This is a genomic window from Methanobacterium petrolearium (genome assembly GCF_017873625.1).
GTDB lineage: Archaea > Methanobacteriota > Methanobacteria > Methanobacteriales > Methanobacteriaceae > Methanobacterium > Methanobacterium petrolearium.
This window is the reverse complement of record NZ_JAGGKL010000013.1, coordinates 57,690-71,963: the sequence shown is the minus strand read 5'-3', so window position 1 is coordinate 71,963 and position 14,274 is coordinate 57,690. Positions and strand designations below refer to the sequence as shown.

The 14,274-nt window shown below is 39.8% G+C and carries 13 protein-coding genes; 7 read left to right on the top strand and 6 right to left on the bottom strand.

The window, feature by feature from the left end; all coding sequences use genetic code 11:
* Positions 1-308 precede the first annotated feature (308 nt).
* The 6 genes from J2743_RS11060 (at position 309) to fen (ending at position 5,770) form a co-directional block, all read left to right on the top strand.
* Entirely contained in the window at positions 309-713 is a 405-nt protein-coding gene (locus tag J2743_RS11060) for a hypothetical protein (protein WP_209627180.1), read from the top strand.
* 37 nt (positions 714-750) lie between these two features.
* Positions 751-1,290: a class IV adenylate cyclase gene (gene cyaB, locus J2743_RS11055; RefSeq protein WP_209627178.1), complete on the top strand. Its 540-nt coding sequence runs from the start codon at positions 751-753 to the stop codon at positions 1,288-1,290.
* Between the two features lie 336 nt (positions 1,291-1,626).
* Positions 1,627-2,802: a homocitrate synthase family protein gene (locus tag J2743_RS11050; protein ID WP_209627176.1), complete on the top strand. Its 1,176-nt coding sequence runs from the start codon at positions 1,627-1,629 to the stop codon at positions 2,800-2,802.
* A gap of 91 nt (positions 2,803-2,893) precedes the next feature.
* Positions 2,894-4,138, top strand: coding sequence for a homoaconitase large subunit (gene hacA / locus J2743_RS11045; RefSeq protein WP_209627175.1), 1,245 nt, complete (start codon positions 2,894-2,896; stop codon positions 4,136-4,138).
* A 2-nt stretch (positions 4,139-4,140) separates the two neighbouring features.
* Positions 4,141-4,674 (top strand): chorismate--pyruvate lyase family protein, encoded by a 534-nt coding sequence (locus tag J2743_RS11040; RefSeq protein WP_209627173.1) that lies wholly within the window; start codon positions 4,141-4,143, stop codon positions 4,672-4,674.
* A gap of 109 nt (positions 4,675-4,783) precedes the next feature.
* The gene (fen, locus tag J2743_RS11035) at positions 4,784-5,770 is read left to right on the top strand and encodes a flap endonuclease-1 (RefSeq protein WP_209627171.1); all 987 of its coding nucleotides are present in this window, start codon (positions 4,784-4,786) and stop codon (positions 5,768-5,770) included.
* Positions 5,771-5,949: 179 nt separating this feature from the next.
* Here fen and J2743_RS11030 read toward each other — a convergent pair whose 3' ends face one another.
* From J2743_RS11030 to J2743_RS12115, 6 genes are all read right to left on the bottom strand, one after another.
* On the bottom strand, positions 5,950-6,558 hold the full coding sequence (locus J2743_RS11030; protein ID WP_209627169.1) for a DUF2119 domain-containing protein: 609 nt from the start codon (positions 6,556-6,558) through the stop codon (positions 5,950-5,952).
* A 6-nt stretch (positions 6,559-6,564) separates the two neighbouring features.
* Positions 6,565-7,335, bottom strand: a complete 771-nt coding sequence (locus J2743_RS11025) for a DUF2119 domain-containing protein (protein WP_209627167.1) — start codon at positions 7,333-7,335, stop codon at positions 6,565-6,567.
* Positions 7,336-7,349: 14 nt separating this feature from the next.
* Positions 7,350-8,603: an adenosylhomocysteinase gene (gene ahcY / locus J2743_RS11020; protein ID WP_209627165.1), complete on the bottom strand. Its 1,254-nt coding sequence runs from the start codon at positions 8,601-8,603 to the stop codon at positions 7,350-7,352.
* Between the two features lie 235 nt (positions 8,604-8,838).
* Complete coding sequence (locus J2743_RS11015) at positions 8,839-11,037, bottom strand: CDC48 family AAA ATPase (protein ID WP_209627163.1); 2,199 nt, start codon at positions 11,035-11,037, stop codon at positions 8,839-8,841.
* A 179-nt stretch (positions 11,038-11,216) separates the two neighbouring features.
* The gene (locus J2743_RS11010) at positions 11,217-12,521 is read right to left on the bottom strand and encodes a prephenate dehydrogenase (RefSeq protein WP_209627161.1); all 1,305 of its coding nucleotides are present in this window, start codon (positions 12,519-12,521) and stop codon (positions 11,217-11,219) included.
* A 109-nt stretch (positions 12,522-12,630) separates the two neighbouring features.
* On the bottom strand, positions 12,631-12,822 hold the full coding sequence (locus J2743_RS12115) for a hypothetical protein (protein WP_245248289.1): 192 nt from the start codon (positions 12,820-12,822) through the stop codon (positions 12,631-12,633).
* Between the two features lie 351 nt (positions 12,823-13,173).
* On the opposite strand from J2743_RS12115, the gene J2743_RS11000 reads away from it, so the two are divergent.
* Complete coding sequence (locus tag J2743_RS11000) at positions 13,174-14,235, top strand: mRNA surveillance protein pelota (RefSeq protein ID WP_209627156.1); 1,062 nt, start codon at positions 13,174-13,176, stop codon at positions 14,233-14,235.
* Positions 14,236-14,274 lie beyond the last annotated feature (39 nt).

Genomic DNA, 14,274 nt, shown 5'->3' with positions numbered 1-14,274 from the left:
TCTCAGCTAACTTATCACCAAGTTCCTTGACACGCTCATACTGCTTATTCATGAAATAGTTCTCAAAAGACTTCATAATACTCTTATAAACATAAGAGTATATAAATATATGTATTTACCAAATTAAACAGTTTAAACAACGAATTCAATCAAATAAAAAATTTAAATATCCAAAGATCAAACAGTTAATCGAAATTCTCTATATATTGTTTTACAACAAAACAAATTTAGTAATACATCACTATAAGATCAAGCTATCATGATTAGTCGGGGTAAATAAAAATTATGTTACATTTAAAGGTGAAATCATGTTAGGTCCCAAGATTTACCAACAACAACTGGATGAACTAGAGATTGATGGGATGGAAATAGATGTTTCCAACATTCAAAGGGCCATGAAAACCATGAATGAACTGGAAGAGATGAAGAATATTCTGAAAAAAATCAGACACAACATAAGAACGGACATAAGAACAATTAGAAAAGAATATATACTACTTATTAATGAATTAAACCCCTCTCCAGAAGAAACTCGCGAGCTTTCTTCTCGTCAGGTTCAAAAACGGGTAAAAAAGAAGAAAAATATCATTAAAAAGCGAAATACTAAAATAAAATCCTATGAAATGGTTGAGAACATGGTTGATAATTATTTAACCCAAATATCCGATGCTGAAATCTACATAAGAAATTCAATAGAAAGAAGAGTTGGATGAACATACAATAAAATATAATGCCCTTTAGGAGTCTATCATGATAGAAGTTGAAGTTAAGGCACATGCCCCTAATTTAAATAAAATAGAAGAAAGGCTGATTGGAATAGGAGCATGTAGGGTCAAAAAAGAATATCAAGAAGATTTATATTTTAATGCACCACATAGAGACTTTGCCCAAACTGATGAAGCTCTCAGAATAAGGAAAATTAGAAGTGAAAATTCTGAAGAGATATATATCACCTACAAGGGTCCAAAAATGGATAATATCAGTAAAACCCGGAAGGAAATTGAAGTAGCAGTGGAAGATTCACTTAAAGTGGCAGATATTTTTGAAAATCTCAGTTTCCGTCCAGTGGCAACTGTTCGCAAAAACCGGATTATCTACACTATGGGGGAGTTAATGGTGGCCCTGGATGAAGTTCAGGAAGTGGGTAGTTTTGTGGAAATCGAAAAGGAAATCGAAGAAGGTGAAGACACCCAAGAGGCTTTGAATGAGATCTTTGCGACTTATTCAAAAATAGGAATAAATGACGGTTTTGAAAGAACTTCGTACCTAGAATTAATGGAAACTGACTGAAAGTATTCACAGTAATATTCTAGAGCTCATTTAAACCATTAAAATTATTTTTTTTATAAATTTATTGATGTACTGCTGTTTTAAAAACTATATTATGAGGTATGAAAAAGGTTGAACACCGGCTACCGGAATTAGCCCTCCGATGAGTAGCTAAGATACAAAACGAAAAATACATTTATATCAAAATAATAATCCATGATAGTCCAATAAACTATCTGATAAAATGATTTTTAAGGAGGATTCATTTTAAAAAATGTATCAAAATACTTTAATCCTTTTTAATGCAAATTAAGGGTTAAATTTGTATTTTATATTAAAAATACAGGTGGTAATGTTTTGAAATATTTTGTAAGCCCTTATAACAAATCTGTTAACTTAAAATTCCCGGAAAAAATCACAGTTTACGACACCACCCTCAGAGATGGTGAACAAACACCAGGTGTGTGTCTCAGAACACAGGAAAAACTTAAAATAGCACGTAAATTAGATGAACTGGGATTACACCAGATTGAAGCTGGTTTTCCAGTTGTTTCCCAAGAGGAAAATCGTTCCGTAAAAGCCATTGTAGCAGAGGATCTAGATGCACAAATCCTGGTTCTCTCCCGTACCAAAAAAGAAGACATTGACACAGCAATTGATTGTGATGTGGATGGTATAATCACTTTTATGGGAACATCTGCACTTCACCTAAAACATAAATTAAGAATTGACCAAGATGATGCTCTAAACATCTGCATGAACTCTATTGAACATGCCAAAGACCATGGATTATTTGTGGCATTCTCAGCAGAAGATGCAACCCGTACTGACCTGGACTTTTTGAAAAACATATACAGCCGAGCAGAGCTTTATGGAGTTGATCGGGTACATATAGCAGACACTGTAGGTGCAATAAGCCCTCAGGGTATGGATTACCTGGTCCGAGAGTTAAAAAAAGAAATAAATACCGAAATAGCATTACATTGCCACAATGATTTTGGAATGGCCCTATCCAATTGTATTTCAGGTTTACTGGCTGGTGCAGATGCAGTTTCAACTACTGTAAATGGAATTGGAGAAAGAGCAGGAAACACTTCCTTAGAAGAAATGGTAATGACTCTGCTTCTTATTTATGGTGTAGATCTTGGATTTGATATTAGTACATTCTACGAACTCTCACAACTGGTAGAAGAACTTACCAACATGAAAGTGCCCTATAACAAACCCATTGTGGGTAAAAACGTTTTCAGACACGAGTCAGGTATACACGTAGACGCAGTTCTTGAAGAACCATTAACCTATGAGCCTTTCATACCAGAACTAATTGGCCATCAGCGACGAATTGTTTTGGGAAAACACTCCGGATGCCGAGCAGTGAAAGCCAAACTTGATGAGTGCGGAATTAATGTGAGCCGTGACGAACTGTGCGAAATCGTGGAAAAAGTTAAACAAAAACGGGAAAGAGGAAAATACATCAATGATGATCTTTTTAATGAGATCGTGCGCTCAGTAAGGGGTCCATTCAGATTTTAATAGAAATAGTAAATAGGGTCATCAACTTAGTTCAACGAAGACCAGTGAAGACTTATTAAACTGCCTGTAATGACATTATGGTGTTATATTCATGAATATTACTGAAAAAATACTTGCAAACGCTTATGGCGTTAAAAAGGTTCAACCTGGAGAGATCATTGAGGCCAGGGTGGATCTGGCCATGACCCATGATGGTACATCAACACCCACCATCCACACCTTCAATAAGATTGCTGAGAACGTGTGGGATCCAGATAAAATTGTCATTGTATTCGATCACAACGTACCGGCGAATATAATTGGTTCAGCAGAATTTCAGAGGATTGCCCGTGATTTTGCCAAAAAACAGGGCATCAAAAATATCTACACCCATGGAGAAGGAATATGCCACCAAGTACTTCCAGAAGAAGGTTTTGTGAAGCCAGGTACCGTTATAGTAGGTGCTGATTCCCACACATGCACTTACGGGGCTTTCGGGGCTTTCGCCACGGGTATGGGTGCCACTGATATTGCAATGGTTTTTGCAACTGGTAAAACATGGTTCATGGTTCCTGAAGCATTTAAAATAGAAGTTCAGGGTACGTTAAGGGATCATGTTGCACCTAAAGACCTGATACTTCATATTATAAGTACCATAGGATCTTATGGTGCTACCTATAAGTCGTTAGAATTTTCTGGACCTACCATCCAGAATATGGGTGTTCCCGGTAGGATGACCATGTGCAACATGGCAGTGGAATGCGGGGCAAAAAATGGTATAATGGAACCCAACTCTGCAACTTTAGATTTCCTAAAAAAACGAAATGTGCATGATTTCCAAATATTCCGTTCAGATGAAGATTCTATATATGAAAAATCCTACCATTTCCAAGTGGATGATCTAGAACCCCAAGTAGCATGTCCCCATAACGTTGACAATGTTTATCCTGTTTCTCAAATTTCTGGCAGGACCATTGACCAGGCCTTTATTGGTTCATGTACCAATGGCAGGTTGGAGGATCTGCGCCAGGCTGCTGGTGTCCTGGAAAATGCAAAAGTTCATCAAGATGTTAGACTCATCGTGTCTCCGGCTTCCCGCCGGATCTATCAGAAAGCAATTGCTGAAGGTATAATTGACACATTTCTCAGTGCAGGGGCAATAATCATCAACCCTGGATGCGGACCCTGTTTAGGTGCCCATATGGGTGCTTTAACTGCGGGAGAGGTGTGTATATCCACCACTAACCGTAACTTCGTAGGTCGTATGGGTGATCCCCTATCAGAAGTGTATCTGGCCAACCCGGAAGTAGTGGCTTACTCTGCCATTCACGGTGAAATAAGCGATCCCAGTGAATGAAAATGGACCAAAAAATCTTTGAAGGAATACAAGACATTGAACAAGAGTTAGGAAATCTTTCAAGTGCTCAGAAGATACTTCTGGCCACTGATGGATCAGTTACTACCATCCTTGATGTGCTTAAGGGTCATGTGAATATCAGGACTCTGGTGCAGGAATTCAGGAAAGCTGATGCAGAAACAGCTTTTCTTTTGGATGTGGATGAAGGTGCCACCATTAACTATAGGGTAGTGGTTATTGAAGGAAAAGAACCCTTGATTTATGCCATATCCTTAATACCAGTTGAAAGATTGGACGATGATTTTAGAGAAGACCTGATTCGAGCCGATATCCCTATTGGTCGTATTCTCAGGAAGCACAATATTGAGTCTCGTCGGGAGATAAAAACTGTTTCATTGGAGGAATCTGACCCCGAAATGGTGGATATCTTCAAAACAAACTCCCCTATGCTAACCAGGACCTATAATATAATTCACAAGGACCAGGTGCTGGTATGGTTGATGGAAACCTTTCCCTGTGATCTGTTCACCGATTAAATGAGTTTATAGGTTAATTTCCTGTTAGTCATATAGTTCCAGGATAGGATCTAATGGGTTATGATAAAAGCTAATACAATATGATAGAAGCTAATGGTGGTGTATCATTATGGGTGTGAAATTTAAAGACATTGTATCTCCAGAAGAGATTAGTTTCAATGATTTAGATGGTAAAGTAGTGGCACTGGATGCTGCTAACGTCATATACCAGTTCCTATCCAGTATCCGCCAGTACGATGGAACTCCACTTCGTGATGAGAATGGAAGGGTTACCTCTCATTTCAGTGGAATTTTGTACCGTACATCATCCCTTATTGAAAAAGGAATCAAACCAATCTATGTTTTTGATGGTCAGTCCAGTGCCCTTAAAAAAGAAACTCAACAAAAACGTGCCGAAGTAAAAAAAGAGTCTGAAAAAAAATGGAAAGAAGCTCTGGAAGAAGGTCGCATGGAAGATGCCAGGAAATATGCAGTTAGATCATCCCGCATGTCACCTGAAATCGTAGAAGGCTCAAAAAAACTTATCAAACTCATGGGCATCCCATACATCCAGGCAAAAGGAGAAGGAGAAGCCCAAGCATCATATATGGTGGCTTGTGGCGATGCATGGTGTGTTGCTTCCCAGGATTATGATTGTATGCTCTTCGGAGCACCTAGAATGGTGAAAAACCTTACAATCAGCGGGAATCAGAACAATCCTGAAATCATTGAACTGGGAAAAATCCTAAAAACCCTGGATATAACACGTGAACAACTGGTTGACCTGGCTATAATGGTGGGCACAGACTTCAACCAGGGAATTAAAGGTATTGGGGCTAAAAAGGGTTTGAAACTCATCAAAAAACATGGCAACATATTTAAAATTCTGGAAGCCCTGGATATCGAGCTTGATGTTGATCCTACTCTTTTGCGTGACATGTTCCTGAAACATGAAGTTGAATCAAACTATCAATTAAAATGGGGAAACACTGAACAGCAGGGCATCGTGGATTTCCTCTGCGGAGAACATGATTTTTCTGAAGACAGAGTACTGAGTGCTGTTGGGAAACTCAAAAAATTGGAGAGCACCCAGAGTAGTTTAGAACAATGGTTTTAACAATAAAGATTAGTTTTAGATGATAAAGAGGGATTGTTTTTATTTTTAATAATAAAGACGAATTAATTTTATTTTAAATAATAAAAAGGAATAAATTCAATTTTTGGTAATAAATAGGAATAAATCTTCTTTTTGATATTGATAGGAATTGATTTTTAATCATAAAAACAAGATGTGGACTAAAACGGTGGGTAATTCCCAAAAAACTCCTTTGCATATTTTTTTGCAGTTTCAACCTGATTGGGATAGAGATCCATCATACGCTTTTCCAGTTCATCTCGACTTCCAGATGCAGCAATACTCCTTAAAACATTAATATAAACATCTAATGTCTTTTTTGTAGGTTTACACGGCATTTCAAGAGTGATGCAAACATCGTCTTTTGCAAAGATACTGGTTCTGATGAGGGGAGATGCAGAACCAATTAAAACTCCGCTTTCAAGTTCAATTAAAGGTGGAACTTTTGATTCGGTCCATCGATGTGGTGATGTGAGCTTTAGATAATTTTCATTCCTGTAACAGTGGGCTTCCACATATATTTTTGGATGATAACTGCTTATTAAATACAGTACTTCTTTCCCCACCCTTGATTGATAGTAATCCGGATCAAGAGTGCTCACATATGGGCTTTCATCACAATTATGAATTACCAGCTTCCCTGAGGTAACATCATCATTTCTGATTTCCTGAAGGGCATATATGGTGCTATGGCCCTCTTTTCCATGAACTCCTCCTAGAAAAAGTCGGGTTATGCCCATTCCTTTATCAATGATTTTGAAAAACGCCAAAAAATATCACCCATACTCTCGAAAAATAACGTATGCCTGACTCAACTGTTTTATTTGCACCTGATTAAGATCATAGTTTCCCTCTGCAACTACTTCTCTTATTAATTCATCAAGTTCATCATAACTATTCAAATCAATTTTCTGGGTTTTTTTCTTAAGTTCCTGAAAGGCTGGCCAGAAATTATGGGAGAATTCATCAAAGTAATCTTTCAAACGTTCTACCTGATGGGGATATATTTCGCCTATTTTTTCCATTATTTCCAAACGATTACTGGATTTTGCAGCTATTTTCATGATTTTATGACATACTTCCAGTGATTCTGATGGAGGGTTGCATGGCATTTCCAGAATGAAAGGAAAATCATACAGTTTGAAAAATACAGAACGAATAAGGGGCGATGTGGAACCTATTAAAACACTTTCTTCAAGTTCCACAAGTCCTGGAACTCCAGAAATTTCCATTCTTTCAGGGCCTGTGAGTTTTGATTTTTTATTTTGGCGATAACAATGCAATTCCAAGTATATTTCTGGTTTATATTCCTTTATAAGAGCTATAACATTTTTTCCGGCCATTGAAAGGTAGTAAATAGGATCCAGAGTGCTGAGGTAGGGGCTGGCTGGCATGTTGCATAAAATCAGACCGCCTTTTTTAAGATCTAAGTTTTCAATGGTTTGGATTGCATGGATGGTACTTAATCCTTCCTTACCATGCAAACCACCAATAAAAAGGCGTGAAGGGTTATTCTCACCGATTATCTTAAAGAAATCTGCTTCCATTATTTTAATTCCCTTTACGTGCCTTCTTCCCATCCTTCCAGATATTCTTCCTGCCTTTCTGTTAAGTTATCAATTTCAATACCCATTGCTTCTAATTTGAGTCTGGCCACGTGCATGTCTGATTCATCTGGGGTTTTGTGCACTCCTATTTCCATCTGGGTCTCCACCAGTTGCTTGGCAGATAACGCCTGCATGGCGAAACTCAGATCCATTATCTCAGCAGGATGTCCCTGTCCCCTTTCACCAGCGAGATTAACCAGTCTGCCTTCTGCAAGGAGGTATACCTTTCGACCATCCTTCATTACAAATTCTTCAATGTCTGGTTTGACATTTTGTTGTTTTACTGCCAGCTGGTCCAGGTCTTCACGGTTTATTTCCACGTTAAAGTGGCCAGAGTTAGCCATTATACAACCATCTTTCATTACCTTAAAATCCTCTTCAGTGACAATATCGATATTACCCGTGGCAGTTATCAGGATGTCAGCGTGTTTAACAGCTTCCCTAACAGGCATCACCCTGTATCCATCCATACGGGCTTCTAATGCCCTTATTGGATCTATTTCTGTGACTATGACGTTGGCTCCTAATCCATCAGCACGCATGGCTATTCCCCTGCCACACCAGCCATAACCACATACCACTACGTTTTTACCGGCGATTAGGATGTTTGTGGATCCCATGATGGAGTCAAAGGTTGATTGTCCGGTTCCATAACGGTTATCAAAGAGGTATTTGGTGTATGCATCGTTAACTGCTATTACCGGGAATTTGAGAGCCCCATCAGCGTGCATGGATTTCAAACGGTGAATTCCTGTGGTGGTTTCCTCACATGCTCCTCTAATTTTTCCCAGCGCATCTCTGCGTTCTTTGTGGAGCATGAAGATCATGTCTGCCCCGTCATCTATGATTACATCGGGTTTATGATCCAGGACCATGTTAATGGTCTGGTAGTATTCTTCGTTGGTTTGCTCTCTCCAGCCATACATGTTAAGCCCTAAACTGGCACCAGCTGCGGTGGCATCATCCTGGGTTGAAAGTGGGTTACAGCCAGTCATTGCGACTTCTGCCCCTCCAGCCTGGAGAGTTAGTCCCAGATTAATGGTTTTGGGTTCCAGATGTAAACAGGAGCCTATTGTAATTCCCTCAAAGGGTTTTTCCTTTTCGAAACGTTTTTTAATGGTTTCCAGTACCGGCATGTGTTTCTGGACCCATTCAATCTTCTTTCTACCCTGAGGGGCTAAATCCATATCTTTTACTTTATAAGGCATTTTATCACCGTTACATCCTCGTTAAATAATTAGATAAATAATTGATTTTTTGATTATAGATTATACTTGCCCTATCAATTATATAATAGTCTTCCTGTTTAATTGACCATAACTTAACCTGACCCAAATAAAAAAAGAGTTAGAAAAATAAAAAAAAGGAGAAGATCCCATATTATTGTATTGGAATCTTCTCCTTTAATGGATTTATAGGGTGTAGGGGATTTGAGTAAACATCTTAGTGATACTGTACCATGTCCACTTTTTCTTCAGTTTTTACCTTTTTCATGGCCTCTTTGAATTGTTTCATCTTCACTGATTCAGCTTTAAGGTCTTCTCTCAGTGTCAACATGACTGCTTCCCGGCACACGGCTTCGATATCTGCACCCACATATTTTTCGGTGTTTTTGGCCAGGTATTCCAGGTCCACATCGTCTGCCAGTGGCATGTTTTTGGTGTGTACTTTGAAGATTTCCAGTCGTGCTTTCTCATCAGGATCATCCACTTTAACGTGGCGGTCAAATCTACCTGGTCTTAAGAGGGCAGGGTCCATGATGTCCACCCTGTTGGTGGCGGCAATTACTGCCACATCCTGCAGTTCCTCCAGTCCGTCAATTTCAGTTAAGAGTTGGTTGACCACTCTCTGGGTGACTCCACTGTCAGAGCTTACACCTGATCGGGCTGAGGCTATGCTGTCTATTTCATCAAAGAATATCACTGTGGGAGCTGTCTGTCTGGCTTTGCGGAATATTTCTCTGACACCTTTTTCTGATTCACCCACCCATTTAGATAGTAATTCTGGTCCTTTAACTGCTATGAAGTTAGCTTTACTTTCATTGGCTACGGCCTTGGCCAGGAGAGTTTTACCAGTTCCTGGTGGTCCGTATACCAGTACACCTTTGGGTGGTGTGACTCCGAACTTTTCAAAGCTCTCCGGATACTTGAGCGGCCATTCCACTGCCTCTTTCAGTTCCTGTTTAGCGTTTTCTAAACCTCCAATGTCGTCCCATTTAATATCCGGTACTTGTACCAGGACTTCGCGGAGTGCGGATGGTTGTATTTCTTTTAAAGCTTCTTTGAAGTCGGATTTTTGGATGATCATTTTTTTAAGGGTTTCTTTGGGTATTTCCTCATCAGCCTTGATATCAGGTAAGACACGCCTGAGGACTCGCATGGCTGCTTCTTTACAAAGCATTTCCAGGTCTGCCCCTACAAAACCGTGGGTAGTGTCGGCTATTTCATCCAGGTCTACTTTTTCATCTAGAGGCATTCCTCTGGTGTGAATTTCAAGTACTTCCTGGCGTCCATCTTTATCTGGTACTCCTATTTCTATTTCCCGGTCGAATCTTCCTGGTCGGCGCAGTGCTGCGTCCAGGGCATCGGGTCGGTTGGTGGCACCGATAACCACTACTTGGCCTCTGGTTTTAAGACCATCCATTAAGGTTAAAAGTTGGGCTACAACACGTCTTTCGGTTTCTCCAGATACTTCCTCTCTTTTAGGAGCTATGGCATCAATTTCGTCAATGAATACTATAGATGGTGCGTTTTCTTCTGCTTCTTCGAAGAATTCACGTAGTCTTTCTTCTGATCCACCCACGTATTTGCTCATGATTTCCGGACCCTGTATGGCGATGAAGTGAGCGTCACTTTCATTGGCCACTGCCTTGGCCAGGAGAGTTTTGCCTGTACCTGGGGGTCCGTGCATCAGGACTCCTTTGGGTGGCGATATTCCCAGTCTTTCGAAGAGTTCTGGGCGTTTCAGGGGGATTTCAATCATTTCCCTGACTTTTTTAACTTCTTCTTTGAGTCCACCAATGTCTTCGTAGGTGACATCCACCAGGGTTTTCACTCCTTCCAGTTTGGATACGTCCACTGGTTCGGTTTGAACTTCCACATCGGTCATTTCAGTGATTTTAACTGCTCCCGCAGGTTTAGTAGCTACCACTGCTAGTTTCAGTTCACCCATGGGGCTGACATCACTCATGGTTTCTCGGAAGAATTCGTCGAATAAACTTCCTCGCATGGCGGTTTGCTGTTGTTGCCTGATTCCAGTTACTATAATATCTCCCTTGGACAGCACTCTTCCTTGGAAGGCACCCCGCACATCACCACGTATCATGATTTTTTGATCCACCGGTGCCAACACCACCTTTTGTGCTTCTTTAACCTGGGCTTTTTTCACAGTCACTTCCTCTCCCAGGGATGTTCCTGCGTTTTTACGGATGTATCCGTCGATTCTTATGATACCCAGTCCTATGTCAGATTGGGATGAAGCCACAGTGGTGGTTGTAAGTTTTCTACCTTCTATTTCAATCATGTCCCCATCCAAAAGATCGAGCTTTTCCATGCATGCCGGGTCTATTCTGGCTATGGATCTGCCGACATCAGATTGAGAAAATGCTTCTGCTACTTTTAGTTTCATATCTTCACTTTTCATGATAAATCCCCCTATAAATTTTTTTATATTCTAAATTAAAACCATAGATGTATTAAAAAATAAATAAAAATCGTTTTTGTATTTAGTTAACTTATGTTACTTTAACATTGTAAATCATAGTATATAAATGTTTCGGTAAGAATAATTTTATGAACATGAAAAGAAGATAAAAAATAGAATTAACGGATTATGCCACCAAAACCCACTAGTAATTCCTCCACTTTCTTTTTTAAAGTGATAGAAATCACCTGGCAGCTGAAGGTAATGCTTTTAAACCCTTCTGGAATTTGTTTGCCCTGATAAACATCTTTAACCTCAGATGCAACCATACCTTCCAGAGAATTAATGGTACGTGATATTATTTCTGGTTGGGATCTTTCCGGTAAAACAACCGAAACATCAAAGGTCTTTGTTGGAAGATTGTTCATTTTCCAGGATTGTAGTTGTTCATAACTTAAAATTTCGATGTTAGAAATTTTAAGGGTTGTGACTTTATTATTCTCTTTTAATGTGAGAAAATCAGGAGACAACGAATCTAAAACACCAATGTGAACTTTTCCAGAGTACATGTGGCGCAAACCTACTTCCTTTCCCAGAGAATTTTTGAGGGTGGTTACCTCTGCACTCAGGGCAGATATGGCCTTATCTGATCTTCCCAGAGCGGCTTCAAGATCATTTAAGTGCTTAGCAGCATCACTCATGGATTTCACAAATTCTGCCTGGTTTTCCTGGTTGATCATAGATTTGAGATCCTGAAAGGTTTCCAGGAATGTTTCATGGACTTCAGGGATGTAGCGGTTCTGTGTTTGGATAGAATAGCACAGGTAAGGGTTTTGGGCAACAATACGGGCTATCATGTCCAGCATGAGACTGTAAATGGGGCTGGCAAACTTGCGGGATTCTTTAATATCGACCTGCATCTTTTCAATGGTGCTGGCAATGGATATGTAGGCAAAATGGGTTAACCCCTGAACAATACTCATCATCCGATCGTGAAATTCTGGTTTGGTCACTAAAACCCTTGCCTGTTCTTTTTCAAGAAAATTGACCACTTTAGAGTACCATTTTCCTTTTTCCTGAGGTGTGAGGACAACCACTTGCCCGTCCAGGGATCTGATCCTGGGTCCGAACATGGGATGGGTGGGGAGTACTTCCACACCTTCTGGGGCGTGTTGGTACATGATCTTTGCTGGTTTTTCCTTCACAGAGGTCACATCCACCAGTAAAGATCCTTCCTGCATATGAGGGGCCACTTCCTTTATGGTTTTAACAGTAACCTCTATTGGAACAGCTAATATCACTATTTCCGCATTTATGGCAGCTTCAACATTATTGGAAGTGTAACTGGCCCCCATTTTGTTAGCAATGGTTTCCCCCATTAAAGAATTTCTACCAGTGATGGTAACCTGGCACCCTTTCTTTTTAAGGAAGTTGGCCATCCAATTTCCCAGTCCACGGGTTCCACCAATAACTGCTACCTGCATGGAGTTAACTATAGAAACAGATGGATATATTATTTATCCCATAATCCGGATTTATTCTAATATCCAGATTTTAATATTCAGTACGATCTTTCAGTTCATGCCATATTCTTCATATCTCCAGTGTTCCCACGTTCTCGTTTTTGCTACTTCCAGCCATGGCATCCAGTGTATCTAAAAAGTCCATGAGACGAGACTCCTGCATAACTTCTAAAAACCTTTCTAATTGAATTTTATGCTGCAAAAAAATCCCCCTCCTTTTTATAGGACGTCCAAACTCATCTAGAGGGTTTATTTCGACCATTATACTCTCTTGATCTCCTCTCGTAGGTGCCTTTATCAGAAAGACCCCATCTAAGGAAGTGGGGACTCTTTGCCACGGTTTAACGTTTTCTAAAGTTTTTTTTATTTTGGTTTCTAACTGTTTTTCCATCCATAATCACCAAACATCACTTTGTAATACATTTTATTTAAAAGTTATGATTATTGAGATAAAACTTATGAGTCATGTAATAGAAAGTAAGGCATGTGAAAAAAAGATTTAACAATAAATACGTGAAACATTGTGTAAAAAACATCACCCCCATATATTTTAGTTAAAATCATCATCATTAAATCAACAGAACGATTTATAAATTAAAATAAAGGTTTTATCATGCGAATAGTTCATCAAGATGCTAAAAGAGGAATTATAGAGTTGTTCCCTGAAACTCTGGATGATCTGTGGCATCTTTCCCATTTAATAGAACCTGGAGATCTGGTCTCATCCAGAACCACCCGCCGCATACAGGACACCACTGGAGAACGTCTGCGCAGTGACAGAGGAATCAAAAAAACATTTTTCATGGGAATACGCGTGGAAAGCATTAATTTTCATAAGTACACCGGAAAATTACGGGCTAAAGGTGTTATCAAAAAGGGTCCAGAAGATCTGGTTTCCCTGGGCTCCCATCACACCCTGGATTTGAAACTTAGCACCCCCGTAAGAATACAGAAGGAAAAATGGTCCAGGTGGCACCGAAAAAGGATTAAAGAAGCTATAGATTCATCTAAAGTACCTAAAGCTCTGGTAGTGGTGATTGAGGATGATAATGCTGATATGGGAATTTTGCGCCAGTATGGTGTTGAATTTTACGGGCCCATCATCGGGGGGATATCCGGGAAAAGAGTGTTGCAGAAAAACCGGCAACAGATCATAAACAACTTTTATGAGGCAATAGTCCAGTCCATCAATAAGTTTGAAGGGATAAAAGGGATTGTCATTGCCGGACCCGGGTTCGGTAAAAACGATTTTTACCAATTTATAAGCCAAAAATATCAAGACCTAGCAAATATATCCCGTTTAGAAAGCACCGGCGCTGGGGGACGCTCAGGGATTCATGAAGTGTTGCAGAAAGGGATTTTAGAAGAAATGGCAACTGAAGGACGCATAGCCCTGGAAGTTAGGATGATGGCCAAAATCCTGGAAGAAATCGGGAAAACTTCCAATTTGGTGGCGTATGGTAAAAATGAAGTTAAAACTGCTGCTGAAGCTGGTGCCATTGAAGAATTACTGGTTATAGATGAATTACTCCGCAAAAAAGATGTAGAAAGGATCATGGACATGACTGAGAATTTAGGGGGTAAAGTAATGGTCATAAGCAGTGAACATGACGGGGGAAAACAGTTAAGTGCTCTTGGAGGGTTGGCAGCTTTGTTGAGGTACGCACTAAAGTAAGATTTCAGCAGGATGAATGAATAATTTGCAGGAGACACA